Annotated in this window: 22 protein-coding genes; 5 read left to right on the forward strand and 17 right to left on the reverse strand. The window is 65.7% G+C overall.

The features are described from left to right. The first annotated feature begins 11 nt into the window (after window positions 1–11). Window positions 12–1,022: a thioredoxin-disulfide reductase gene (trxB, locus tag WC585_RS02920; RefSeq protein WP_373256020.1), complete on the forward strand. Its 1,011-nt coding sequence runs from the start codon at window positions 12–14 to the stop codon at window positions 1,020–1,022. Window positions 1,023–1,027: 5 nt separating this feature from the next. Here trxB and WC585_RS02925 read toward each other — a convergent pair whose 3' ends face one another. The 5 genes from WC585_RS02925 to WC585_RS02945 all read right to left on the reverse strand — a co-directional run bounded on the left by WC585_RS02925 (window position 1,028) and on the right by WC585_RS02945 (window position 5,411). Then, window positions 1,028–1,489, reverse strand: coding sequence for a BLUF domain-containing protein (locus tag WC585_RS02925; RefSeq protein ID WP_373256022.1), 462 nt, complete (start codon window positions 1,487–1,489; stop codon window positions 1,028–1,030). A gap of 47 nt (window positions 1,490–1,536) precedes the next feature. Further along, window positions 1,537–1,992 carry a response regulator gene (locus WC585_RS02930; RefSeq protein WP_373256779.1) on the reverse strand — a complete coding sequence of 152 codons (456 nt, stop codon included), beginning with the start codon at window positions 1,990–1,992 and terminating at the stop codon, window positions 1,537–1,539. 44 nt (window positions 1,993–2,036) lie between these two features. Further along, window positions 2,037–3,572: a PAS domain-containing protein gene (locus WC585_RS02935; protein WP_373256024.1), complete on the reverse strand. Its 1,536-nt coding sequence runs from the start codon at window positions 3,570–3,572 to the stop codon at window positions 2,037–2,039. A 96-nt stretch (window positions 3,573–3,668) separates the two neighbouring features. Next, complete coding sequence (locus tag WC585_RS02940; protein ID WP_373256025.1) at window positions 3,669–4,844, reverse strand: cell wall hydrolase; 1,176 nt, start codon at window positions 4,842–4,844, stop codon at window positions 3,669–3,671. An 87-nt stretch (window positions 4,845–4,931) separates the two neighbouring features. Then, a complete protein-coding gene (locus WC585_RS02945; protein WP_373256026.1) occupies window positions 4,932–5,411 on the reverse strand; it encodes a Dps family protein in 480 nt (159 codons plus the stop codon). 134 nt (window positions 5,412–5,545) lie between these two features. On the opposite strand from WC585_RS02945, the gene WC585_RS02950 reads away from it, so the two are divergent. After that, the gene (locus WC585_RS02950) at window positions 5,546–7,948 is read left to right on the forward strand and encodes a PAS domain S-box protein (protein ID WP_373256027.1); all 2,403 of its coding nucleotides are present in this window, start codon (window positions 5,546–5,548) and stop codon (window positions 7,946–7,948) included. A 6-nt stretch (window positions 7,949–7,954) separates the two neighbouring features. Here WC585_RS02950 and WC585_RS02955 read toward each other — a convergent pair whose 3' ends face one another. Both WC585_RS02955 and WC585_RS02960 read right to left on the reverse strand, forming a co-directional pair. Continuing rightward, entirely contained in the window at window positions 7,955–8,314 is a 360-nt protein-coding gene (locus tag WC585_RS02955) for a DUF6481 family protein (protein WP_373256028.1), read from the reverse strand. Between the two features lie 154 nt (window positions 8,315–8,468). Next, window positions 8,469–8,654, reverse strand: a complete 186-nt coding sequence (locus WC585_RS02960) for a hypothetical protein (RefSeq protein WP_373256030.1) — start codon at window positions 8,652–8,654, stop codon at window positions 8,469–8,471. A gap of 550 nt (window positions 8,655–9,204) precedes the next feature. Here WC585_RS02960 and WC585_RS02965 point away from each other — a divergent pair. Next, window positions 9,205–10,200: a cell wall hydrolase gene (locus WC585_RS02965; protein WP_373256032.1), complete on the forward strand. Its 996-nt coding sequence runs from the start codon at window positions 9,205–9,207 to the stop codon at window positions 10,198–10,200. A gap of 6 nt (window positions 10,201–10,206) precedes the next feature. On the opposite strand, the gene nadC is transcribed toward WC585_RS02965, so the two are convergent. The 9 genes from nadC to WC585_RS03010 all read right to left on the reverse strand — a co-directional run bounded on the left by nadC (window position 10,207) and on the right by WC585_RS03010 (window position 18,758). Then, entirely contained in the window at window positions 10,207–11,076 is an 870-nt protein-coding gene (gene nadC / locus WC585_RS02970) for a carboxylating nicotinate-nucleotide diphosphorylase (protein WP_373256780.1), read from the reverse strand. Window positions 11,077–11,078: 2 nt separating this feature from the next. Then, window positions 11,079–12,590, reverse strand: a complete 1,512-nt coding sequence (locus WC585_RS02975) for an L-aspartate oxidase (RefSeq protein ID WP_373256033.1) — start codon at window positions 12,588–12,590, stop codon at window positions 11,079–11,081. Next, window positions 12,587–13,441, reverse strand: coding sequence for a metalloprotease (locus tag WC585_RS02980; RefSeq protein WP_373256034.1), 855 nt, complete (start codon window positions 13,439–13,441; stop codon window positions 12,587–12,589). The genes WC585_RS02975 and WC585_RS02980 overlap by 4 nt, the downstream gene beginning before the upstream one ends. Before the next feature lie 67 nt (window positions 13,442–13,508). Continuing rightward, window positions 13,509–14,588, reverse strand: coding sequence for a quinolinate synthase NadA (gene nadA, locus WC585_RS02985; RefSeq protein WP_373256036.1), 1,080 nt, complete (start codon window positions 14,586–14,588; stop codon window positions 13,509–13,511). Window positions 14,589–14,677: 89 nt separating this feature from the next. After that, on the reverse strand, window positions 14,678–15,460 hold the full coding sequence (locus WC585_RS02990; RefSeq protein WP_373256037.1) for a hypothetical protein: 783 nt from the start codon (window positions 15,458–15,460) through the stop codon (window positions 14,678–14,680). A 108-nt stretch (window positions 15,461–15,568) separates the two neighbouring features. Further along, window positions 15,569–16,108, reverse strand: coding sequence for a methylated-DNA--[protein]-cysteine S-methyltransferase (locus tag WC585_RS02995; RefSeq protein WP_373256038.1), 540 nt, complete (start codon window positions 16,106–16,108; stop codon window positions 15,569–15,571). Next, on the reverse strand, window positions 16,089–17,192 hold the full coding sequence (locus WC585_RS03000; RefSeq protein WP_373256040.1) for a bifunctional transcriptional activator/DNA repair enzyme AdaA: 1,104 nt from the start codon (window positions 17,190–17,192) through the stop codon (window positions 16,089–16,091). The genes WC585_RS02995 and WC585_RS03000 overlap by 20 nt, the downstream gene beginning before the upstream one ends. A 64-nt stretch (window positions 17,193–17,256) precedes the next feature. Continuing rightward, a complete protein-coding gene (locus WC585_RS03005; protein ID WP_373256043.1) occupies window positions 17,257–18,402 on the reverse strand; it encodes a hypothetical protein in 1,146 nt (381 codons plus the stop codon). Between the two features lie 26 nt (window positions 18,403–18,428). After that, the gene (locus WC585_RS03010) at window positions 18,429–18,758 is read right to left on the reverse strand and encodes a PadR family transcriptional regulator (RefSeq protein ID WP_373256044.1); all 330 of its coding nucleotides are present in this window, start codon (window positions 18,756–18,758) and stop codon (window positions 18,429–18,431) included. Window positions 18,759–18,959: 201 nt separating this feature from the next. On the opposite strand from WC585_RS03010, the gene WC585_RS03015 reads away from it, so the two are divergent. Beyond that, window positions 18,960–20,786: a type I secretion system permease/ATPase gene (locus WC585_RS03015; protein WP_373256046.1), complete on the forward strand. Its 1,827-nt coding sequence runs from the start codon at window positions 18,960–18,962 to the stop codon at window positions 20,784–20,786. Continuing rightward, window positions 20,783–22,141 carry an HlyD family type I secretion periplasmic adaptor subunit gene (locus WC585_RS03020; RefSeq protein WP_373256048.1) on the forward strand — a complete coding sequence of 453 codons (1,359 nt, stop codon included), beginning with the start codon at window positions 20,783–20,785 and terminating at the stop codon, window positions 22,139–22,141. The genes WC585_RS03015 and WC585_RS03020 overlap by 4 nt, the downstream gene beginning before the upstream one ends. On the opposite strand, the gene WC585_RS03025 is transcribed toward WC585_RS03020, so the two are convergent. Further along, entirely contained in the window at window positions 22,142–24,247 is a 2,106-nt protein-coding gene (locus WC585_RS03025; protein ID WP_373256049.1) for a malate synthase G, read from the reverse strand. Window positions 24,248–24,266: the final 19 nt, after the last annotated feature.

Raw genomic sequence — 24,266 nt, forward strand, 5'->3', positions numbered from 1 at the left:
AAATAGGTGTCATGAGCACCCCCCGTACCCTCCGCGTCGCCATCATCGGTTCCGGCCCCGCCGGCTGGACCGCCGCCATCTATGCCGCGCGCGCCCTGTTGCAGCCCGTGGTGATCGCGGGGCTCCAGCCCGGCGGTCAGCTGACCATCACCACCGATGTCGAGAACTATCCCGGCTTCGCCGACGTCATTCAGGGTCCTTGGCTGATGGAGCAGATGCGGGCCCAGGCCGAACATGTCGGCACAGAGATCATCGAGGACATCGTGGTCAAGGCCGACCTGAGCCAGCGCCCATTCCGCCTGACGCTCGACAGCGGAACGGAGCTGCTGGCCGAGACGGTGATCATCTCCACTGGAGCCCAGGCGAAATGGCTGGGGCTGGAGAGCGAGGCGAAATACCAGGGCTTTGGCGTTTCCGCCTGCGCCACCTGCGACGGCTTCTTCTACCGCGGCAAGGACGTGATCGTGGTCGGCGGCGGCAATACGGCGGTGGAAGAGGCGCTGTTCCTGACCAATTTTGCGTCCAAGGTCACCGTCGTGCACCGCCGCGACGAGTTCCGGGCCGAGAAGATCCTTCAGGAACGCCTGCTGTCCAATCCCAAGGTCGAGGTCATCTGGGACAGCGCCATCGACGAAATCCTGGGTGAGACCAACGACTTCGGCGGGGTCAATGTCACGGGTGCCCGCATCAAGAACGTTAAGACCGGACAGACGCACGGACTGACCGCCGACGGCGTCTTCATCGCCATCGGCCATGCGCCGTCGTCAGAGCTCTTCGCAGGCCAGTTGGAGACCAAGCAGGGCGGCTATCTGGTGGTGAAGCCCGGCACGGCCGCCACAGCCATTGAGGGCGTCTGGGCTGCGGGCGACGTGACCGACGATATCTATCGCCAGGCGGTCACCGCAGCCGGCATGGGCTGTATGGCGGCGTTGGAGGCGGTACGGTTCCTGGCGGAAGAGGATCACGCCAAGGCCAACAATCCGATCAGCCACAAGGAAGCGGAAAAGATCGGCGTCTGGTAAGTAAATCAGGCGGACGGCGACTGGTCCGACTTGGTCTCCCGCGCTTCCGGTGTTGGGTCGTAACCGTATTCGGTAAGAGCGCTGGCCTGCCGATGGACCGCTTCCGCCAGCAGATCGACATAGGCGTCGAGATCCGTAGGCGTCTGGGGCAGCAGTGCGTTCAGGCGATCGATCTGGGCGCGGGCGAGCCGCGGACTGACCATATCCCAGCCCCGAAAATCGCGGTGAACAATCGGGCGACGCGCCAGAATTCTGAGATCTCGGTGGCGGTGATCCACGACCAACCGGGCGAGCAGGTCTTCCAGCTGATCCGGATGCCCTTCCAGAACCTGAATGAACTGGCCACCCGTAAAGGTCAGCACGCCCGTGATGTCATCACGCGCATTATTGCGACGAGCCTCGGCCAGAATGTCAGCGGCGCGTAGAGGGTTGGTGACAGCGCGCGTATCCGTGCTGACATAGATCAACTGTTCAAGCTCACCGTGGCTTGTTCTCAGCGAGGTGACCACTCGCGTCAGGCGAAGAGCTGCAGGCCCGGCGGGGCGTATTCGATGGGCCGACCCTGGCGACGGCGCAGAGCATATTCTACGGCTGTTTCGACCGCACGTTCATCGGTAGGTTTGGTCAGAACCCCAAGCGTTCCAATCACACCGCCACGCACCATGCCGGGATTGGCCGTCATGAACAGGACGGTGACGCCCTTTTCCTGGCCCAGCTCGCGGCCCAGTTCCACACCGGTAGGACCGTCGGAGAGGTGAATGTCCACCAAGGCCAGATCTATGTCTTCCTCACGCACGATCTCACGCGCCGTGCGCGCTTCCGCAGCGGTGCCGACGACCTGATAGCCCAGGTCCTCGAGGACGAAGCGAAGTTCCATCGCAACGATGGCCTCGTCTTCGATGATGAGGATACGCGCAGACATAGTCGTTACCTTAGTGCTCCGAAGCTGAATGAACCGTGTGTCGGCTATCCATCACAACGCGGACGATGATGCGCGGTTTCCAGAAACCGGCGTCATGCGGCATTTTGTGCCGCACGGCGGCGGGACAAGGCTGTTGCAGGCAGGCTGGCCACCACCTTGAGACCCTCGCTGTGCCATTCGCGCACCAGTGTGCCGCCCAACTGGCCTTCTACGGACAAGGAAGCCAGCGAAGACCCGAAGCCTTGGCGCTTCGGCTCTCCTTCCACGGGCGGCCCACCTTGCTCGACCCACTCCAGGATGAAGCGGTCGCCATCCTGCCGTGTCGTCAGGGTGACCAGACCGTCCTGTGCGGACAATGCGCCGTATTTGTAGGCATTGGTCGCCAGTTCATGAAACAGCAGGGCGACCGAGGTCGCGGCCTGGTCGTCAAAGACGGCATTATCGCCCGCCACGATCACACGGGGCGTGCCGTCCAGTCGCGCATAGGGACTGAACAGGGCGTTCAGAAAGGCATGCAGCGTCGTGTCGCCCATCGAAGGCGCGGAGGCGTCGCTGTGCGGGCGCACGAACTCATGCGCCTGGGCCAGGGCATTGATGCGGGTGCGTACGGCAGCAGCAAAGCCCTTGGCCTCCGGATACTGCCGGGCCGACAGGGCGATCAGGGCCGAGACCACGGCGAAGATATTCTTGATCCGGTGGCTGAGTTCCTGGCTGACCAGTTCCTTGGTCTGCTCGGCCCGCTTGAGATCGTCGATGTCAGTGCAGGTACCGAACCAGCGGGTGATGCGGCCTTCGTTATCGCGGATCGGGTTCGCCCGTCCCAAGGTCCAGCGATAGACACCGTCGTGGCGACGCAGGCGGTATTCGATCTCATAGGGCTCGCCAGTTTGCAGCGAATAGGTCCAGCGCTGGCGGGCCCGTTCCTGATCGTCGGCATGGAACATGCCGTTCCAGCCCTCACCGTCCGTCGATCCGGCCGGGACGCCCGTAAACTCATACCAGCGAGCATTATAGTAGTCGTGGAAACCGTCCGGCAGGGTGGACCATACCATCTGGGGCATGGAGTCGGCGATGGCCTGAAATCGTGCCTCGCTGTCGGCCAGTTGCACGCCTGTCGCCTGGCCCGTGATCAGGGCCTTGCGCAGCTCCAGCTGAGTCAGGACCTGTTTCGCCAGAACACTCAGGGCGTGGGCCTGGAGGTCCGTCAGACCCTGGGGGCGCGGATGGCTGTCGATGACACACAGCGACCCCAAAGGCTGCCCATCGCTGCTGACCAGGGGGGCACCAGCATAGAAGCGGATATGCGGTTCGCCCGTCACCAGCGCATTGTCAGCAAAGCGGGGATCGAGGGTCGCATCGGGCACGACCATGATGTCGTCGCCGTGCATCGCATGATCGCAGAACGAGACATCGCGTGGCGTAGAACAGGCGTCCAGCCCGACGCGAGCCTTGAACCACTGCTCGTGCTCGCCCACCAGGCTGATCAGAGCCGTAGGCGCTTCACACAACCGCGCCGCCAATCCGACGATGTCATCGAAGGCCGCCTCCGGTGCCGTGTACAGGACGCCATAGGCCTTCAGGGCAGACAGGCGCGCCGTCTCATCGGTTTCAATCGAGGTCGAGGACACACAGGAGCCTGGCTGCGGCGATTTATCGCCAAGGGATTTGTTGGGAAATGCACATGAAACGGAGCCGTTGCAAAGCGGAGCCGTAATAATGACGGTTCAGCGCACGGGGCGTCCGACCTCCTCGACCGGCATGACCGTGACGCCCGCCGGTGCAGGAGCCGTGGGCGCAGGCTCTGCGGGTCGCTCATAGTCCGCCAAGCGCTTGTTGATGGCGGCGATCTCTTCCGGCGTCGGCTGACGGCGACCGCCCAGGGACACGACACCGACGACACGCGTCTGGCCGTTGATCTCGACCGTGCGCGGGCCGGTCGTCTCTCCGTTGACGACCGCCTCGGCCAGGGCGGCCTCGTCCGTAGCGACGAGCTGGAGTCGAGGCCGCGACAGTCGGGCCTCGTCGATCACAGGTTCCCGACCCGAATAGGCCTGACGAAAAGCCGATGTCTCTCCGCTCATGCCCTTCCAGCGATAGAAGATGTGCGCCCCGATCTGCGTCAGCTTGTTCAGGGTCGTGGCCCACCAAGGGTGAACGTAATCAGCATGATAGTGGGTCGCGGTGCCGACCTTGGTCGCCACATGGCCGGACAGCATGCGTTCGGCCACGGTCTGTGACCGCTTCCACGCCCATCCGACCGGGGCCTGAGCCAAGGCCCCCATGCAGGTAAAGCTGAACTGACAGCCGGTGGTACGATCGGCCCCCTCGAACACCACGCCGCAGATGCTGTTGGGATAGTTCAGATCGCGGACGCGGTTCAGGATCACCTGGGCCACCGCCTCCTGGCCCTCAGTCGGCTCCAGGGCGGCTTCGTAATAGATGCCTTGCGTCAGGCAGCGCAGGGCGCGCTGGCGGTCGGCCGCACTGGCCGGGCGGAAGACGAAGGGCCGGGCCGGACGCAGCAGGCCGCTGGCGGGCGTGGCCGCATTGATCCGCTGCGCCTCCAGACCCGACTGGCCGAAATCCAGTGTCGGCTTGCCGCCAAGCGACAGGGTCTCCCAGCCGGGCGTCAGGTCATAGAAGGCGGCGCGGCGCAGGTTCGGGTCATGGCGAATTGCCAGCGCCAGCTGGGATGTGTCCATCCCGGCGCGGATGGCGGCCAGCCCTTCGGGACCCAGATCCCCCTGCGCGAGCCGGCGCACGGCCTCGGTCCGGGCGTCGCTTTCCAGGGGCTGGGCCGAACCGGCAGCCAGACTCGCGCCGAGGATGGCCGCCCCCAGGACGGCCACCACCCCGTGCGGCCGCGCCGCGCGTTTCATCGCTGTCCAGACCTTGTTCAAACCGAACTCCAAACCCGCCCGGGCGCAAGCAGCCGCGCTTGATGATCGAAAAGCGCGGCGGTTTTCAGGCCGGGAACCGCGGTTCGGTTACCGTCCGCCTAGGGTCGAGCGCAGCATCCAGGCAAACTTCTCGTGCGCGGCCAGGCGCTGGGTCATCAGATCGGCCGAGGCTTCGTCACCGGCGTCCGAAGCGATATCCACAGCCTTGCGGGTCGTGGCGATCAGGGTCTCGTGGTCCTGCATCAGTTCCTTGAGCATGTCGGTGGCCTCCTTTTCAGGATCGCCGTCCTTGATCGAGGTCAGATTGCCGAAGGCCGAATAGCTCTGTGGGGCCAACACACCCAGGGCACGGATGCGCTCGGCGATGTCGTCCAGCGCGTTCCACATGTCGGTGTACTGCTGCTCCAGCAGATTGTGGAAGCTGAAAAACTCGGGGCCACGGACGTTCCAGTGATAGCCGTGCGTCTTCAGATAGACGGCAAAGCTGTCGGCCAGCACCTTGGTCAGTTCCTCGGCCACATCGCCGCGTTCGGCCTTGGTCAATCCGGTATGAATGGTGGCGGTCATGGTCGATCCTTCGATGAATATGTAGCTTGGCAGTTGGGGATTGGGCATACGGTCCGCAACCGCCGCGCTTGCAGGAACGCGATCCGGTCCAATACGTTGCGACGCTGTCTCTCCAGGAGGCATCCAGGGGGATAATGGCCAACAGCAAGCCTTTCGGTCGCGCATTCGATATCGACGCCGGCGTGACCCGCCTGGCGCGACTTCCGGCGCTGGCCTGGTGGCAATCCGCACTCATCGGCTTGGTCTGCGCGGCAGTGATGCTGGCGGTCAGACAGACGCTGTCGATGATCTATGGCGACATTCCCGGTTTCATGATCCTGCTTCCCGGCGTGATCGTGGCCAGCCTGGCGGCGGGTCGAATAGCTGGACTGACAGCCGTCTTTGCCAGTTTGGTCGGTGGCTGGCTGATGCTGGACGTCGCCCTGTTCGGTCAGGCCGTTGTGGACCAACTGGCTCGTGTGACCACGATCAACTTCATCATCGTCGGCCTGTTCGCCGCTATCGTCGCGGCCGCCCTGCGCAAGATCGTCAAACGGCTGGACGCGTCGGTCGTCGAATTGAAAGCCAGTGAGAACAGGGCCACGGAGACGGAAACCCAGCTCCACGCCATGGTCGATCAGGCCGCAGCGGGGATCGCCCGCGTCGGACTGGACGGCCGGGTCGTGTCGGGAAATGCCCGGTTTGCCCAGATCATCGGTCGGACGCCGGAAACCCTGGTTGGCGTCAAAACCAGCGACGTCACCCACCCCGAAGACATCGCGCCGACGCAGGAGGCCCTTCAGGCCGCGCTGGCCGGCGGTGAGGGCCATGTCGAGAAGCGCTATATCCGGCCTGACGGCACGGTTGTTTGGGCCGTGACAAGCCTGAGAGCGCTGGAGGCGGCGTCAGGTGAAGTGATCGGCTTCGTAGCCGTGCTGGTCGATATCACCGCTGCCAAATGCGCCGAGGCGGCCCTGCGCGAGAGCGAAAGCCGGTTCCGCGACATCGCCGATACCGCTCCCGTCCTGATCTGGGTGACCCAGCAGGATCGGACACGCGCCTTCGTCAACCAGGCCTATGTCGCCTATCACGGTGGCAGCTATGAGGACGCGCGAACCGGCGACTGGCGCGACATGATCCATCCGGAGGATCAGGAACTGATCCTGCAGCAGTCGATCGAGGGCGAAGCGACGGGACGCCCGTTCGCCATGGAGGCCCGATATCGCCGGGCGGACGGCGTCTATCGCTGGCTGCGATCCTTTTCGCGACCGCGCCTGAGCTCGGGCGGCGAGGTCATCGGCTTCGTCGGTGTGGCCTTCGACATCACGGAGGCGCGCCGGGCCGAAGACGATCTGAAGCGGATCAACGAACTGCTGGAAGACCGGGTCAATCAGGCGCTGGCAGAAAAGGCGCGGGCCGAGGCCGACCTGATGCATGCCCAGCGCATGGAGGCGATTGGTCGGCTGACCGGCGGGGTGGCGCACGATTTCAACAATCTGCTGACCGTCGTCATCGGGGCGCTGGATATCATCCTGAGGTCGCCCAATGACGCAGCCAAGCGCCAGAAGCTGGGCGAGGCCGCCCTGGCTGCCGCCCGCCGGGGCGAGGGCCTGACGCACCAACTACTGGCCTTCTCGCGCCGTCAGACCCTGCGGCCCCAGCCCGTAGATCTGAACGCCCATATTCAGGAAGGCGAGCCTTTGTTGAAGCGCGCCGTGGGCGAGGCGGTCGAACTGAGGCTGCGGCTGCGCCGTGGCGGGGCGCCTGTGAACGTCGATGTCGCCCAGTTCGAGGCGGCCCTGCTCAATCTGGTGGTCAATGCCCGCCACGCCGTGAAGGACGGTGGCCGCATCGGCATCCAGACCCAGAGCTGCGAGGTCCATACCGGCGATGTCGTCGACTTGCCGGCGGGTCAGTATGTCTGCGTGACCGTGTCGGACAATGGCTCGGGCATGGATGCCGAAGTCATGGCACGGGTGTTCGAGCCCTTCTTCACCACCAAGTCTGTTGGCAAAGGCACCGGTCTGGGCCTCAGCCAGGTCTACGGTTTCGCTCGCCAGAGCGGCGGTGCGGCAAGAGTAAGGTCCAGGCCCGGGCGGGGGACCCAGATCAAGCTATACCTGCCGCCGCTTCCTGACGGTGTGACGGTACCGGAGCCAGAAGTCGCAGCGCGCCCCGCCAGCGTGTCCAATCGCCGCCTGCTGCTCGTCGAGGATGACGTCAGCGTCGCGGCTGTGGCGCTGGAGCTGTTGCAGGAAACCGGGTTTGAAGTCAGGACAGCCGAAACCGCGCCCAGGGCCCTGGAACTGCTGGCGGGCGAGACGTTCGATGTCATGCTGAGTGATATCGTCATGCCCGGCGGCATGACCGGTATAGAGCTGGCGCAAAAAGTGGCGCACGACTACCCGGCTATGCGGGTCGTACTGACGTCCGGCTATGCAGGCGATGATGTGGATGCGGCACTGAAGGAAGCGCCTTGGCCGTTCCTGCGAAAACCCTATTCGGGCGAGGAACTGGCCCGGATTCTGGGTGGGTCCGACGACACCACCCAGACCTAGTAAAGCCTAGCGACGAGCTTTGCGGGCAGCGTAGCGGGCATCGCGAGCAGCCTTTTGCTCTTCCTTGGTGAGTTGCTTGCGCTCCTTGCGTGCAGCGCGCTTCTCGGCATCGACGGCTTCCTGGGCCTCCAGTTCGGCAGCCATGCGGGCAGCCTCCTTGTCGGCCTTGATGCGGCGGGCCTCGGCCTTTTCGAGTTCGTGCTGCTGGCGAATGGCTTCTTTTTCGGCCTCACGCTTGGCTTGCAGCTTGTCGAACTCGGGGTCCGGCACCGCAGGCTTGGGCTTGAAGCGGGCCAGCAACGCCTTCTTGGCCTCCTGCTGAGCCGTGATGCGGTCGTTGAAGCCGGTTTGTTTCAAATCTCTCATGCGTGGAGTCGTCGATATCCCTGATCGTATCCGGATGCGCGTTGCGCAACAGGCGAGCGGCGCTCAGCCCAGCGGGTGGCCTAAAGACCATATGACCGCAAAAATCAAGGTCAGGCGCGCCGGCAACCGGGCGCGCCTGACCCCGACATTGAAATCAGCGCGGCCGTTCGGCCTGGCCGACAGCGGCTCCGGCGGCACCACCAACGGCTGCGCCTACGGGACCGCCCACGACGGCTCCAGCGACGGCTCCGGTCGCAGCCTTCTGTTCGATGGTCGAGCCGCAGGCGGCGGCACCGACGGCGAGAGTGGCAAGGGCGAGTGTCAGGGCAAGGCGTTTCATCACGTATCCTCCAGCAATATGGTCAAGCCAGAACGTCAGCCACGAGGCTGGGTTCCGCCCGAATGTGGCGGGCCAGAGATGACAGTAAATCGGCTTCGCACCTGGTGACCGAAAACAATAGTCGCTCATGCGCTTCAATCGGCATCGCTTGGCCAGGCCACTTCCTGTGTAGTTTCCATGTCTTTGAATACAGTATTTGGCATGACCACTCTGGACGCCGTCACAGTCGCGTCGGGGCATGACACGGCGTTGCCCAAAGCCGGCACCGCGATGTTGCGCCGCACACAAATCTTGCGAATCAAACACATTGAGGCCATAAACGGCTGGCTTAAGGCGCGTCCTCGACGGAACGGGCATTTCACCGACCGTCGATATGGTTGCAGCTGCTGCGGCGCACACCCTGTTCGGGTCCTGCGGATCGCACGGCGGCGAGACTACCCGGGGGCGGCATAGCGCCCTGCCGTACAGGACTGAGCCTTTGTCGAACCCGTCGCCCCTGCGCGTGATGTCACCTGCCGACCGTAAAGCCAGGATTCGGCCCGGTACGGCAGTGGCGACTTTCGGCGCATTGGTGGGTCTGGCGATCGGCGGAGCCTATTTTGCAGGGTCGACCGCAAAGGCGACGACCGTTCGGGCACAAGCCGAGCGGATTCAGGGAGCAACGGCTGCCGGCTTCACCGAAGAGGCTCTCGCAGCCGCCGCGGGCCTGGACGAAAGTGCCCTGTCCATCGCCCGCCGTCATGACCCCTATCTGGTCGCCGGTTCGGATCAACGAGACCGTCAAGCCGAGCTTCTCACTGCCCGCCTGGAACAACTGCGTGCCACCCAGGCCGGATCGGGCCTGCGCCGTGTCAGCCTGACCGACGGCACCACACCCGCTCAACCCTTCCGCCTCGGCGGTGCGCTGGAGGCCTCGCGCGATCTCGATTGCCTGACCGAAGCCGTCTATTACGAAGCGCGCGGCGAGGGCCGCGAGGGTATGCGTGCCGTGGCCCAGGTCGTGCTGAACCGCGTGCGGCACCCGGCCTATCCCAAGAGCGTCTGCGGTGTAGTCTATCAGGGCTCGAACCGCAACTCGGGCTGCCAGTTCAGCTTTACCTGTAACCGCCACGTTCTGGGCCGCCGCAACGCTGCCGCCTGGGACCGGGCCCGCACCATCGCCTCGGGTGCCCTGTCCGGTCAGGTGTTCGGCACCGTCGGCAATGCTACCCACTTCCACACGACCGCGGTAAACCCCAACTGGCGCCATTCGCTGGTGCGCGTGGCCCAGGTCGGTGATCATCTGTTCTATCGCTTCAGCGGACGCGCAGGCTCGCGTGCGGCCTTCGCCTATGCCGGTCGCCCTTACACCGCATCGGACAGCACCCCTCGCGTGGTTCAGGCCAGCCTGAATACCGCACAGGATGTCTCCAAAGGTCCTGTCGCCTATACGGACGTCGTCGCTACCGAGGCGGCACCTGCGCCTACCCGCGATGCGCAGCGCGTATCCACGGCGTCGCCAGCGTCGGCGGAAACCGTCTCGGTCGTGGTCTCGCCGACCGCCTGATAGACCTCAGGACGCGATACGGGCGTCCAGACCAATATCCAGCGATGGCGCGGAATGAGTCAGGGCCCCGACCGAGATCACGTCCACGCCCATCTCGGCGATGCCGCGCACTGTTTGCAGATTCACGCCGCCCGACGCCTCCAGCGTCACCCGTCCGGCGGCGCGCGCTACCGCCTCTCGCAGCATGGGCAGGTCGAAGTTGTCCAGCATGATCACATCCGGCCCGACGCCCTGATCGATCAGGGGAAGCAGCTGATCCAGCTGATCCAGCCCGTCCACCTCGATCTCGACCTTCATCAGGTGTCCGACAGAGGCGCGCGCCGCCTGTACGGCTGGCACGACGCCGCCACAGACGACGACGTGGTTGTCCTTGATCAGGATGGCGTCATCCAGACCAAAGCGATGGTTGACCCCGCCGCCGCACAGCACCGCATGCTTCTCCAGCGCGCGCAGGCCGGGCGTGGTCTTGCGGGTATCGGCGATGCGGGCCCTGGTCCCGGCTACCGCCGCGACATAGCGGCTCGTCAGAGTGGCGATGCCGCACAGACGGCCTAGCAGGTTCAGCGCCGTCCGCTCGGCCGACAGGAAGGCGCGGGCATCGGCCTCGACCTCGGCCAGAACGGCACCGGCCTCAAAGGCACCGCCGTCCCATAGTTTCAAGGTGATCGTCGCCTTGGGGTCCATGGCGAGGACGGCCAAGCGGACGCAGGCCAGACCCGCCACCACGCCCGGCTTTCGCGCCACGAAGTCGGCCCGCATGCGCGCGCCTACGGGAATACAGGCCATGGCCGTGACGTCGCCAGCCCGCCCCAGATCCTCGGCCAGGGCCATGCGGACGATGGGCTCGATCAACAGGTCGGGAAGGGTCCGGATCATGGTCATTCAGCCGCCATCGGCACCTCGGCCGGTTTGATCAGCCGGGTGTGCACGGGTTCGGGAAGGGTTTCTGGGTAGTCCGCACGATAGTGACCGCCCCGGCTTTCGTGCCGGGCCAAGGCCGAGGCCGCAATCAAGCGGGCCGTCAGCAGCGGCAGGGCGTCAGGTGTCTTGGTCTCGAGCTCGGCCATGGCGGCAAGGGCACGGGTCAGGCCGGTCGCATCGCGCACCACGCCGACATCGTCGCTCATGACCCCACGAAGACGGGCCAAGGCGTCTGCTGACAGGTCAGCTGGGGCGGCAGGTACGGTCACGGGACCGTCGCGCAGGGTTTCGGCCGCCGCCGCACGTCCGGTTCTGCGCCCGAACGAAGCGGCTTCCAGCAAGGAGTTGGACGCCAGCCGATTGGCCCCGTGAACCCCGGTCGAAGCGCACTCGCCGACCGCATAAAGACCCGGCAGTGTCGTATGACCATCCGGCCCCGCCGCGATCCCGCCCATGTGGTAATGCGCTGCCGGGGCGACCGGGATGGGGCTCTCACGCGGGTCGATACCGGCCCGCATGCAGGCGGCAAAAACGGCAGGGAAGGCCGTCGGGAAATGCTCGCCGATGGCGGCGCGGGCATCCAGAAACGCGCCGCGGCCCTCGCTCACAGCCAGATGGACGGCGCGGGCGACGATATCCCGGGGCTTCAGGTCGGCATCAGGCTCGGGACCCAGAAGATAGTCGCCATGTCGATCAATCAGGCGCGCGCCCTCACCGCGCAGCGCTTCGGTGGCCAGCGGCATGGGGTCCAGGCCGACATCCATGGCGGTGGGGTGAAACTGGACGAACTCCGGATCGACGATCTCGGCGCCCGCGCGCCAGGTCAGGGCCAGACCTTCGCCCAGCAGGGCGACAGGCGTGGTGGTGCGGGCGAACAAGCCCCCTGCCCCACCCGTGGCCAGGACCACGGCAGGAGCCAGAACCTCGACCAGTCGCCCTCCCGCGCGTTCGATCAGGGCCCCGCGCACACGGCCGGTGGCATCCTGAATCAGACCGCGCAGTCGGGCGTCCTCCCAGACGGTGACATGCGGCGCGGCGCGAACGGAGGTTACCAGGGCCGACAGAATGGCGCGCCCGGCACCATCGCCGCCGACGCGGGCGACACGGGCCTTGGAGTGCGCTGCTTCCAGACTGACGGCGAAGTCTCCGTTGGCGTCGCGGTCGAAGGGGGCCCCCAGGGCGGCCAGCCATTCGACGGTGGCGCGGCCGTCCTCGGTCAGCAGGCGCACGGCCTCGGGCTCGACCAGACCGGCCCCGGCCACATGGGTGTCGGCGGCATGCAAGACGGGGGTATCGCTGAACGACAGGGCTGCTGCCATCCCGCCCTGGGCCCAGGCCGAGGACGAGGCCTGAAGCAGAGGCGCGGGCGTGATGACCAGAACCGGTCGCGGCCCGGCCTCCAGCGCGACGGACAGACCGGCCAGCCCCCCGCCGATGATTAGAGGCCCGTCGTGGTGGATGCGGCTCAACTGCGGATGCCCAGATAGGCCCCGGCGATGCGCAGGGCCTCAGATAGCGAACCCTCAGCCAGAGGCATAAGCGCCGCGACCCCCACAGCGGCACAGGCCACGCCGGTGGCGAGGAAGAGGCCCACGCTCATGACGGCCTCCTTGACCGTCAGCTGACGGCCCTCCGGACGCCAGGCTCCGCGACGCAGGTGGCCGTACAGGGCGATGGCGAGGAAGGCGGCCAGGATCCAGCGACCCGTCACGAAGCCCCAATAGACGACCAGAGCGCCCACCGCGATCATCGCCACCCGCTCCAGCATCGGGTGAATACGCGCCAGCACGGGACCGATGGCCTTGGACCCATCCAGTGGGGGCGCTGGCGCGAGATTGACGAGGTTGATCGCCGCGATCACCACCGCCGCCAGCAGCCACTCGCCGCCACCGACGGTCAGATACAGCGCAAAGAACGGGATGGCCGCCAGCAAACCAAAGGCTGGCCCCGCCAGAGAAACCAGCACGCCGTGCCACTCACTGACCGGCATACGCTGACCCTTGGCCAGTCCTCCGAGAAAAGGGATGATGTAGATGCGGGCCGGCCCCATACCGACGGCGTTCATGGCCAGCACATGCCCGTATTCGTGGACGAACAAGCCGAAGATCGCCGCCATGGCCACGACCCAGCTGCCGCTGACCCACCATATGAAACCACCCAGCAGCAGGGTCGAGATCAGCGCCCAGGCCGGATGCTGACCCTTGTCGAGCGGGGTTTCCACGGCGTTGCGCGCTGCGGGAGCAGGCGTCTCGACGGCTTTCGGCTCGTCAGGACGCGGGTCCCAGGGGCCGCGCGGGCGGGGGGTATTGGTGTCGGTCATGCCTGCGAACTGGCCTTTCCACGGCGAGACCACAAGCCACCCCTGACGATCGGCCTCACCCGCCGCATCAGATCAGCTCCACCGCCACATGGTGACGCGCCTTGAACAGGTCGTAGCGGGCGGGCACCAGCGGCGGCGGCAGATCGACCATCCTTTGCACCGCCAGGCGCGCGCGCTCGGCCATGTCCTCAGGCACCGTCACCTCGAACTGCAGATGCAGCAGCGCATCGCGGATGTTGGTCAGGGTGATCCTCTGCATATAGGGGCACAGGTTGCACGGGCCGATGAAGTCCACGCCGGGCACGTCACCCTTGATGTTCGATGCCATGGAGCATTCGGTGATCAGCACGACCTGCTTCGGCTGGCGCTGCATGACATAGTCGGTCATGGCGGCGGTCGATCCGGCGAAGTCGGCGGCCGACAGCACCTCTTCAGGGCATTCCGGGTGGGCCAGGATTTCGGCATTGGGATAGGCGGCGCGCATCTCCGCGATGTCGTCGGCTGTGAACCGCTCGTGAACCTCGCAGCGCCCCTGCCAGGCGATGATGCCGACGGTGGTCTGGGCCGCCACATTGCGCGCCAGGAACTCGTCCGGGATCAGGATGACGCGGTCGACGCCCCATTCCTTCGCCGCCCATTCGACCACCTGAACGGCATTGGCACTGGTGCAGCAGATATCGGTCTCGGCTTTCACATCGGCGGTGGTGTTCACATAGGTGACGACCGGCAGGCCGGGATAGCGCTGCTTGATCAGCCGCACATCCGCCCCGGTGATCGACGCCGCCAGCGAACAGCCGGCCTTAAGGTCGGGGATCAGCACCATCTTTTCGGGCGACAGGATCTTGGAGGTCTCGGCCATGAAGTGCACGCCGGCCTGGACGATGATCTTGGCCGTCGAACGCGCCGCCTCCTTGGCCAGGCCCAGGCTGTCGCCGACATAGTCGCCGACACCATGAAAAATCTCCGGCGTCATATAATTGTGGGCCAGGATGACGGCGTCCCGCTCGCGCTTCAGCTGGTTGATCTCATGGATCAACGCGGCCTGGGCGGGCCACTCCATCGGCGTGACATGGTCCTTGACCTTGGCCCAGACGGGCGCGGTCTCGCGCGCCAGTTCGTCCGACAACCCAAACATTCCGTCCGCCATATCCGCCTCCTTGCGGGCTTATGCTCACTTTTAGCATAAGTGGCGATAATCTAGGCGCATGTGAAAGAAATGCAAGCCTCCGGGGTGGATCAGCGGGACCGTACCTTGATGTAGTCGACGACCGTGATCGTCCGTGCCCCACCTGCGTAGAAGACGGCTCCTTCGTGAGCTGCAGCGTCGGAGGCAAATATGTTGCGCCCCTCCAGTGCCTCCACGATCCGCTCGCTCGCCCGGGTTTCCACCAGGCGCGCGTGGTCGGGTCTGCAATCCGACAGTCGCCGCTCGCGCACCACGCAACTGATCTGGGTTTCTGCAGGTGCAACGACGGGCGTGTCGGATGGCGATGGCCCCCGAGCGCGTGGCGCACCACGTCGGCTTGCCGAGGACAGCCTGCTGGGGCGCTGCGATGCTGGATCGACCAGAGAGACATCGACACTGGCACGCGTCAGTTGATCACGGTCGTCGGTCAGTGCCCAGCCACATTCGCTAAGCACGCGATCCAGGTTGGCGGACTGGGTCGGCAGGTCGAAGTCGGCCCTGACCCCTGACCCGTCCTCGTCGGCTCCGCGCAGGGAATACAGGCCTCCTCCACGCATGAAGCGAATGTCCCTGGCCGGTATTTCACTACGCAAGACGCCCGGCCCGCCGCCCGGTGCCCAGACCTGCGTGTCGCTTCTGCCATCGGCCCGTGTAGCTGACAGCACCAGCCGCTTATCGACCTGGCCCAGACCCGCGACGACCGCAGTCAGGGCACCGGCGCGGCACTGCACGACCAGTGCAGCGCCCCCGTCGTACCTTACCGCCGCGACCATCCGGTCGTCGGCTGCATTCTGGTCAAACTCCCAGTCATCGACGTCTTGCGATGATGACATTGACGCCTGCGCCACTAACGACGTGGCGACGACCGCGAACAGTAGCCGATTCATTTCAAGTGCTCCCCAGCATCCCGGAGGCAGATCACCCCGTGTGCGGATGAACTGTCAAGGCTTCTTGCCCGACTGAGCAGCCTCATGCGCCAACAGCCAACGCTTGCGCTCCACTCCCCCCGCATAGCCGGTCAGAGTACCATCTGCCCCGATGACGCGGTGGCATGGGACGATCAGGGCAATGGGGTTCTGACCATTGGCCATGCCGGCGGCACGCACGGCGCGGGGGGAACCCGCCGCTTCGGCGATCTGGGCATAGGTGCGGGTTTGACCCGCCGGAATCACCCGCAAGGCCGCCCAGACCGCGCGCTGGAAGTCGGTGCCGCCGGTTTGGGTCATCACGTCACCAAGCGCCGTCCGGTCACCGTCGAAATAAGCCCTGACTGCGTCTTTCACCCGGGCCGGAGCCTCGCCGGGCAGCAGCTCGAAAGGCCCGCAATGCCGTGCCAGTAATCGCATCATGCGTGCCTCGTAGTCGTGAAAGTCCAGCGCCCGGACGGCTCCAGCTGCGTCGGTGATCAACAAAACCTGCCCCACGGGCGTGTCGATGCGGTCCAGCGTCAGGGGCAAGGGTTCAGGCCGCGTTCTTGACATCACTCTCCTCCAGATCGGCGGCGGTGAGGCCCGCCAGGTTCACATACAGCACGCCATAGGCACGCCAGGGCCGCCAGGCCTCCGCGCGAGGTGCCAGAGTTGCGACTTCGAGCCGGTCGCTGGGTGCCGTCGGATCGGGGTCGATCCATAAGCCCGCCAGTCGCAGTCCCGGCCGGGACCGGATCAAGGGTGCCAGAGCCGGATCGGCCGACAGATCGCGCCCAATAGCCTCCGGATCGGCGGCCAGATCGAAGACGCGGCGAACGCGAGACAGCACGCCGGGCACAGCGCGCAGGTCGTCGACCTCCACACACACATCGACGCGACCAGCGGCTCCTGGCAGGACCGAGACCAAGCCTTCGGCTCCATCGATCGCATCCTTCAGCGAACGCGACCAGCGCAGACCCTCGACCGTGTCTCCGCGTGCGGACAGGGCCACCAGCATCGCGTCCCAGTCATAGGGCGGGCGGTAAGGCAGGCTGAGCCGCACTCCGCCGTCGCCCATCCGCTCGCCACGGCGACGCAGCGCCGACGGCGGGCGGTCATACAGCGCCTGAAACGTCTCGTTGAAACGCCGGACACTGCCAAAGCCCGAAGCCAGGGCCACCTGGGCCATGGTCAGGTCGGTCTGATGGATCAGCGCCTTGGCCAGCAGCACGCGCCGCGTCTGGGCGACGCTGATCGGGGCGGCCCCCAGATGCTGGCGGAACAGTCGGCGCAGGTGGCGCTCTCCGACGCCGAGCCGCTCGGCCAGTTGCTCCAGACTGCCCTCGTCCAGCGCCCCCGCCTCGATCAGGGCCAGGGCCCGGCTGACCGTATTCGACGTCCCGCGCCAGGCGCCCATGTCCGGGGCGGTCTCGGGGCGGCAGCGTAGACAGGCGCGAAACCCCGCCTCTTCTGCCGCCGCTGCGCTGAGGACAAAAGTCATGTTCTCGCGCCGGGGCGTGCGGGCCGGGCAGACCGGACGGCAGTAGATGCCGGTGGTCTTCACGCAGCCGAAGAATCGTCCGTCGAACCGCGCATCCCGCGTCAGCACGGCGCGATAGCAGGCCTCCTGATCCAGAATGTCGGCGGGCGTTTCCATGAGCGAAGAATGCGCCGGGCCACGCCCCATGTCTCGCGGTTTTCGGACATGGCGGTGATGGGACCTAGCCGCGTATCGCGCTCCAGGCATGGCGGGCCATCGAGAAGACCAGAGAGATCATCACCGCCACCATGACCCAGGTCAGGATCAGCGACAGGGTGCTGCCGGCACCGATCAGATCACGCGATCCCTCGCCTACGGCGTGTAACCGGTCGAAATCCAGCAGCACCCAGTCCCCGGCAATCCGGACCGAGGACCCGTTGTCACTGAGAGTGAACCAGTGGCCCCACTGAAAGATGGTCCACGCGATGGCCAGGCCGACGCCGGAGGCAACCACCTGAAGCGCAGCCCGGAAACGCACCCATTGCGGCCGGAACAGGCGGAGGATCTCGATCCACATCTGACCAATGGCCAGCAGAAGAATCGGCACGAAGTTCGCCTGCCAGATCGAGGATGGAACGACCTCGGCCCGACCACCGGAAATCGCGATGTTGTCCAGGTCCGAAATCGACCACACCCCCGTCCACCAGGAAATGAAGACCAGCAGGGCGACGATACCGAACACAGCCTCTCCGCCCGGCCAGCGACCTTGCACGGCCTGGGACCGCCACACTCCGCTCGACGATCTTGCAGGCCTGGCCGTTCGTCCCTGACCTGATCGACCTTGGCCCGATCGCCCTTGCAGGGTCTCGCTCCACCGGTCCGGATCGGACAGATTGAACATCGGCAGGTCCTTCACCCGCCAATGGGTCATGAAGTCGGGCCTGTAGCCGTTGTGCTCGAACAGGGCCCCGGCCACGGTAGCCAGACCGATGATGAACAGGCCGGATTCGAACGCGCCGCTGAACGCATTGCCGATAGCCTCCCCCACATCGCTGGTGCCTGTCGCCACATGGACCACCGCTACAACCACCTGAATGGCGATCATCACCAGCAGCCCGGCCTTGACCGCGAACAGCCACCACGGAAACAGCTCAGGTCCGATCAAGGACTGCGGCCCCTTGCGATAGCGCCCGGCCACGGTCAGCGGATGACCGATTTCGCGCAGGATGGCCTCCCTTTCCTCATCGGTCAGCTCGCGGCCCAGCGCCTCCTCCTTCGCCTCGAAACGGCTCAGGATCAGGTCGCGCAGTTCGGCGATGATGTCGTCGCGCTCGGCCTGCGGCAGTTGGGCGGCGACGGCGTTCAGATAGTGGTCGATCAGGTCCATCTCGGGTCCCCTCCAGATCAGAAATGTCAGAGAATCTTGTCGAGCGAGGCATTGATGCCCCGCCATTCATCAGTCAGGGCGGCCAGCAGGGTCACGCCCTGCGGGGACAGGCGATAGAAACGCTTCTTGCGCTTCTCCTCCTCGCGCCACTCGCTATCCAACAAACCCTGGCTCTCCAGTCGGCGCAGCAGCGGATAGAGGGTGCTTTCCTCCATCTCCAGCCCGTCGGCGGCCAGGGCCTGACGCAGGCTGTAGCCGTAGCGTTCGGTACGCAGACAGGCCAGCACGGCCAGGACCAATGACCCGCGCCGCAGCTCCAGCCGCATGGTCTCGAAGATGTCGGTGCCCTCGGGCATCAGCAAGCTCGCATTGAAGATGTCACATAGTGTGTGACACACAGTGTGTGCTACATACTGTGTGAGGGTGTCAAGCTGGCGTTTGAAAAGGGCGATGCATCCCGGACCGGGTTCGCGCCGTTCCTGAAAGGCCTCCGGCTATCCGTGATCGCGGTAACGCGCTAAAATATCTGCTCAATCGCAAGGACTGTGTCCGCCTTCGTGTTCAAGAACCTGCTTCCCAGTAAACCGGGCACGGAGCCCCTGGCCGAGGCGCTGAAGGCGTGCAGGACCCATTTCGTCTGGGCGGCGGTGTTCTCCGCCCTGGTCAATCTGCTGTACCTGACACCGACCCTCTACATGATGCAGGTCTATGACCGGGTCGTGCCGACCGGTGGTCTGACGACGCTGGTTCTGATCACGGTGGTGGCCCTGTTCGCCCTGGCCGCCTTGTCCGGGCTGGACTGGCTGCGCGGTCGATTGATGCTGCGCGCCGGACTTCGTCTGGACCGGATGCTGTCTGGCAAGGTCCTGTCGCGGGTCATGGATTTGCAGAGCAAGTCCCCCAACACCCATGCCCTGCGCGAGTTCGACAATGTGCGCGGGGCCATCGGCGGCCAAGGGATGCTGGCCCTGTTCGATGCGCCGTGGACACCGATCTACCTGGCCTGCTGCTTTCTGCTCCATCCGCTGATCGGGGTGCTGACCCTCGTCGGCGGAATGATTCTTTTCGCGCTGGCCTGGCTGAACGAGCGGGACACCCGTCCCCGCCTGAACAAGGCGATCCAGTCCCAGAACCACGCCTATTCTGCCCAGGAAAGCATTGCCGGCCAGTCTGAAGTCGTCCGCGCCCTGGGCATGCGTCAGTCGTCGATCGCGCGCCAGATCGACCAGCGTCAGCACGCGACCGCCGCCCAGGCCGACGCGCAGTTGGCAGGAGGGCGCTATTCCGGCGCGATCAAATTCCTGCGGCTGGTGATGCAGTCAGCGGCACTGGGGCTGGCGGCCTACCTGGCCGTCAAGGGCGACATCACGCCGGGCTCGATCATCGCCGCCTCCGTCCTGCTCAGCCGCGCGGTCGCGCCCATCGAACTTCTGGTCGGCGTCTGGCCCAGCCTGGTCCAGGCCGTCGCCAGCTGGAAGACACTGACCGATCTGTTTGCAGGCACCGCTGGCGTAGAGCGTGAACGAACGGCCCTTCCCGCCCCGCGCGGACGGCTTCAGGTCGAGGGCATTACGGTCAAATTCCCCGATACCGAGACGCCACAGTTGCGCGGCGTCGCCTTCGCCCTGCAACCCGGCCAGACCCTGGGCATCGTCGGGGCCAGCGGCTCGGGCAAGACCACCCTGGCCCGCGTTATCGCCGGAGCGTTCAAGCCCCAGGCCGGGGCCATCCGACTGGACGGGGCCGAATACGATGCTCGCGACGGCGACGAACTGGCTCGATACATCGGCTACCTGCCCCAGGTGCCCAGCCTGTTCGCCGGTTCGATCAAGGACAACATCTCGCGATTTGCCACCGCCACCGGCGTAACCCAGGACGTCGCGGACGCCGGTGCCGTCAAGGCGGCAATGGCGGCGGGTGCCCATGAGCTGATCCTTCGGCTTCCCAAGGGTTACGACACCATCCTGGGGCCCTTCGGCCAGGGCCTGTCGGCAGGTCAGGCCCAGCGTGTTGCCTTGGCGCGGGCCTTGTATGGCGAACCCGTCCTGCTGGTCCTGGACGAGCCGAACTCCAACCTCGATCAGGAAGGAGAGGCCGCTCTGATGCAGGCCATCCTGGGCGCGGCCGCGCGTGGAGCCGCCGTGGTCGTGATCGCGCACCGGGCCGGGGTTCTGGCCCGCGTCGATCGCCTTCTGGTCATGCGAGACGGCATGGTTCAGCAGGAAGGTCCACGCGAAGAGGTACTGGAGAAGATGCGCGCCACGGCCGGGCGCCCGACCCCGCCGGCCAGCCAGCCGCAACAGCCGTCCCAGGCTCAGAGCCAATCCCAAAGCCAGGCTCAGCAACTTCAGAATCAGCCGCGCGGTCCGCGACCCGCATCATGACGCACGCTGCCCCCCAAGCCGCTGAACCCACGGCCCCCCAGCCACCCGAACCCACCGTCGTCACCGACGCCCCGCGCCGCGAGCTGATGATCGGCGGAACCATCATCGTGGCCTTCTTCGTGATATTCCTCGGCTGGGCCGCCTTTGCCCCCCTGGATCAAGGGGCCTACGCCCAGGGCTCGGTTGCCGTGTCCGGCAATCGCCAGGCGGTCCAGCACCGGGACGGAGGCGTAGTCAGTGCCCTGCTGGTCGAGGAGGGTGACACAGTCCGTCAGGGCCAGGTCCTGTTGCGTGTTGGCACCGGCGAGCTGACTGCGACAGAGCGCGGCGTGGCCGGTCAGGTCTATGCCCTGCTGGCCCAGCGGGCACGACTGGTCGCGGAGCGCGATCGCCTGGCCAGTATTCCAACCCCTGCGGAATTCGCCAGCCTCGACGCCGACGACGCCGCCCTGGCCCAGGAATCTCTGCGTATCCAGCAAGCCCAGTTCAACGCCCGCCGGACCGGCCGCTCGACCGAAACCGGCGTACTGGGCCAGCGCGTTAACCAGCTGAACGAGCAGATCGTCGGCTACCAGGGTCAGATCGCCGCCAATGTCGAACAGCAGCGCCTGATACAGGAAGAGCTGACCGGCATGCGCAGTCTTGCGGCGCAAGGCTATGCCCCGCAGACGCGGGTCAGGGCGCTTGAACGCGCCGCTGCCCAGCTGGATGGCGAACAGGGCGCGCTGCGGTCACAGATCGCCCAGTCCCGGGAAGCGATCGGCCAGGCCAGGCTAGAAATGTCCGGCGTCTCGACGAAACTGGGCGAGGACGTGGCCGAACAGTTCCGGCTGATCGATGTCCAGCTGAACGAACTTCGTCCGCGCCTGGCCGAACTGCGCGCCCAGATCGCGCGCAGCGAGGTCCGCGCCCCCGCTACGGGCCAGGTGGTGGGCCTGACCATCTTCACCCAGGGCGGCGTCATTCAGGCCGGCCAGACGCTGATGGAGGTGGTGCCCAGCGAAGCCTCCCAGGTCATCGTCGCCCAGATCAGCCCCAACGATGTCGACAATCTGGAGCCCGGGCAGCAGACCGAGGTGAAGTTTCCTGGCCTGCGCGAGAGCAATCCACCCATCATCCACGGCAGGGTGACGCGTATCTCGGCCGACAGCTTTACCGTCGAACAGACCGGCGCGACCTTCTTCCGGGTCGAGATCGTGGTACCGGCCGAGGAACTGGCGAAGCTGGGCCGGTCGGCCGACACCATCCGTCCGGGTGCCCCTGTCGAGGTCGTCGTCCTGCTGCGCAAGCGCACGGCGCTGGCCTATCTGATCGAGCCGCTGACCAACAACCTGTGGCGATCCGGCAGCGAGTAGTCAGCCCGCCGCCTTCGTCTTGAGCCTGTAGGCGTGCAGCAGCGGCTCGGTATAACCGTTCGGCTGATCAATACCCTCGAACACCAGCGCCCGCGCCGCCTGAAACGCCAGGCTGGCCTCGGGATCGCGGGCCATCGGCTGGTAAAGCGGGTCGCCCGCGTTCTGGGCATCGACCTTGGCTGCCATACGCAAAAGCGCCGCCTCGACCTGCTCGCGTGTGCAGACGCCGTGCAGCAGCCAGTTGGCCATGTGCTGGGACGAGATCCGCAGGGTCGCGCGGTCTTCCATCAGGCCGATGTCGTGGATGTCCGGCACCTTTGAACAGCCGACGCCCTGATCGATCCACCGCACGACATAGCCCAGCAAGCCTTGCGCGTTGTTGTCCAGTTCCTCGGCCACCTCGGCATCTGACCAATTGCGCCCTTCCGCCAGCGGCGGGGTCAGCAGCAGGTCCAGATCGGGCGTCGCTGTGCCAGCGATCGCGTCTCGCAGCGCGAACACGTCGGTCTGATGATAGTGCAGGGCATGCAGGGTCGCGGCCGTGGGTGACGGCACCCAGGCGGTGTTGGCACCCGTCTTCGGATGCGCCGCCTTCTGGTCCAGCATGTCGGCCATGCGGTCGGGCGCAGCCCACATGCCCTTGCCGATCTGGGCGCGACCGGACAGGCCGTGCTTCAGGCCGATGGCGACGTTGCGCGCCTCATAGGCGGCGATCCAGGCGGCGGACTTGATGTCGCCCTTTCGGACCACCGGGCCGTACTGCATGACGGTGTGGATCTCGTCGCCGGTGCGGTCCAGAAAGCCGGTGTTGATGAAGACGATCCGGTCCTTCACCGCCTGGATACAGGCGGCCAGATTGACCGAGGTGCGGCGCTCTTCGTCCATCACCCCGACCTTGATCGTGCGGCGCGGAGCACCGATCATATCCTCGACCGCGTCGAACAGGCGGTTGGTGAAGGAGGCCTCGTCGGGCCCGTGCATCTTGGGTTTGACGATATAGATTGAACCCGCCCGGCTGTTTCGGAACGCCCCCTGCCCCTTCACATCGTGCATGGCGATCAGGCTGGTGACGATGGCATCCAGCACGCCTTCCGGAGCCTCGGTGCCGTCGGCCAGACGCATCGCCGGGGTCGTCATCAGATGCCCGACATTGCGCACGAACAGCAGGGCCCGGCCCGGCAGGGTGACGGTCGTCCCGTCCGGGTCGGTGAACATCCGGTCAGGGTTGAGCGCCCGCGTCATCGACCGCCCGCCCTTGTCGAAGGTCTCGACCAGATCGCCCTTCATCAGGCCCAGCCAGTTGCGGTAGGCCGCGATCTTGTCCGCCGCATCGACGGCTGCGACGGAATCCTCCAGATCCACGATGGTCGACAGGGCGGATTCCAGGATGACATCAGCGATGCCCGCCGGATCGGTCGCGCCGATCGGATGGGTTGGATCGAACACCACCTCGATATGCAGGCCGTTGTGTCGAAATAAGCGCGAACTGTCGCTGTGTCCGACATACTGTTCGGGGTGACGCAGAGCGATGCCGGCCAGCGGGGCGGCCAGGTCGGCCCAACTGCCCTCGGCCAGCGGCACGGCTTCGTCCAGAAACGCCTTGGCGCGCGCTACGACCCGCACCCCCCGTGCCGCATCAAAGGGTCCGGCGGGCGGCAGGTCGCCCAGCGCATCCGTGCCATAAAGCGCATCGTACAGGCTTCCCCACCGGGCATTGGCGGCGTTCAACACAAAGCGCGCGTTCAGGATCGGAACCACCAGCTGCGGCCCCGCCAGGGTCGCAACCTCGGCATCGACATTGCGCGGATCGACGGTGAAGGACGCGGGTGCCTCAACCAGATAGCCGATGTGGGTCAGAAAGGCGCGCGAGGCCGCCACGTCATAGGGCTGGCCCCTCCGTTCGCGGTTCCAGCCGTCGATGCGGTCCTGAAGATCGTCCCGGATGGCCAGCAAGCGCCGGTTCTCAGGCGCAGCCCAGCCAAAAATGTCGGCCACGCCATTCCAGAAACTCGCCGCCTCGAGCCCTAGCCCCGGCAGCGCCTCCGTTTCGATGAAGCTCGCCAATGCCTCATCGACCTGAAATCCGGCGCGCGATGTCATGGGCATTGGGCAATATCTCCAGATC

The sequence above is a fragment of the Brevundimonas sp. genome (assembly GCF_041648055.1).
In the GTDB taxonomy this organism is placed as follows: domain Bacteria; phylum Pseudomonadota; class Alphaproteobacteria; order Caulobacterales; family Caulobacteraceae; genus Brevundimonas.

Bases quoted from the DNA above. Each gene is read 5' to 3' on its own strand.
- WC585_RS03005 (WP_373256043.1), bottom strand. From the start codon at position 18,402: ATGGACCTGATCGACCACTATCTGAACGCCGTCGCCGCCCAACTGCCG.
- WC585_RS02995 (WP_373256038.1), bottom strand. From the start codon at position 16,108: ATGTCAAGAACGCGGCCTGAACCCTTGCCCCTGACGCTGGACCGCATC.
- WC585_RS02990 (WP_373256037.1), bottom strand. From the start codon at position 15,460: ATGTCATCATCGCAAGACGTCGATGACTGGGAGTTTGACCAGAATGCA.
- WC585_RS02960 (WP_373256030.1), bottom strand. From the start codon at position 8,654: ATGAAACGCCTTGCCCTGACACTCGCCCTTGCCACTCTCGCCGTCGGT.
- WC585_RS02950 (WP_373256027.1), top strand. From the start codon at position 5,546: ATGGCCAACAGCAAGCCTTTCGGTCGCGCATTCGATATCGACGCCGGC.
- WC585_RS02955 (WP_373256028.1), bottom strand. From the start codon at position 8,314: ATGAGAGATTTGAAACAAACCGGCTTCAACGACCGCATCACGGCTCAG.
- WC585_RS03025 (WP_373256049.1), bottom strand. From the start codon at position 24,247: ATGCCCATGACATCGCGCGCCGGATTTCAGGTCGATGAGGCATTGGCG.
- WC585_RS03010 (WP_373256044.1), bottom strand. From the start codon at position 18,758: ATGCCCGAGGGCACCGACATCTTCGAGACCATGCGGCTGGAGCTGCGG.
- WC585_RS03020 (WP_373256048.1), top strand. From the start codon at position 20,783: ATGACGCACGCTGCCCCCCAAGCCGCTGAACCCACGGCCCCCCAGCCA.
- WC585_RS03000 (WP_373256040.1), bottom strand. From the start codon at position 17,192: ATGGAAACGCCCGCCGACATTCTGGATCAGGAGGCCTGCTATCGCGCC.
- trxB (WP_373256020.1), top strand. From the start codon at position 12: ATGAGCACCCCCCGTACCCTCCGCGTCGCCATCATCGGTTCCGGCCCC.
- nadC (WP_373256780.1), bottom strand. From the start codon at position 11,076: ATGATCCGGACCCTTCCCGACCTGTTGATCGAGCCCATCGTCCGCATG.
- WC585_RS02945 (WP_373256026.1), bottom strand. From the start codon at position 5,411: ATGACCGCCACCATTCATACCGGATTGACCAAGGCCGAACGCGGCGAT.
- nadA (WP_373256036.1), bottom strand. From the start codon at position 14,588: ATGGCGGACGGAATGTTTGGGTTGTCGGACGAACTGGCGCGCGAGACC.
- WC585_RS02980 (WP_373256034.1), bottom strand. From the start codon at position 13,441: ATGACCGACACCAATACCCCCCGCCCGCGCGGCCCCTGGGACCCGCGT.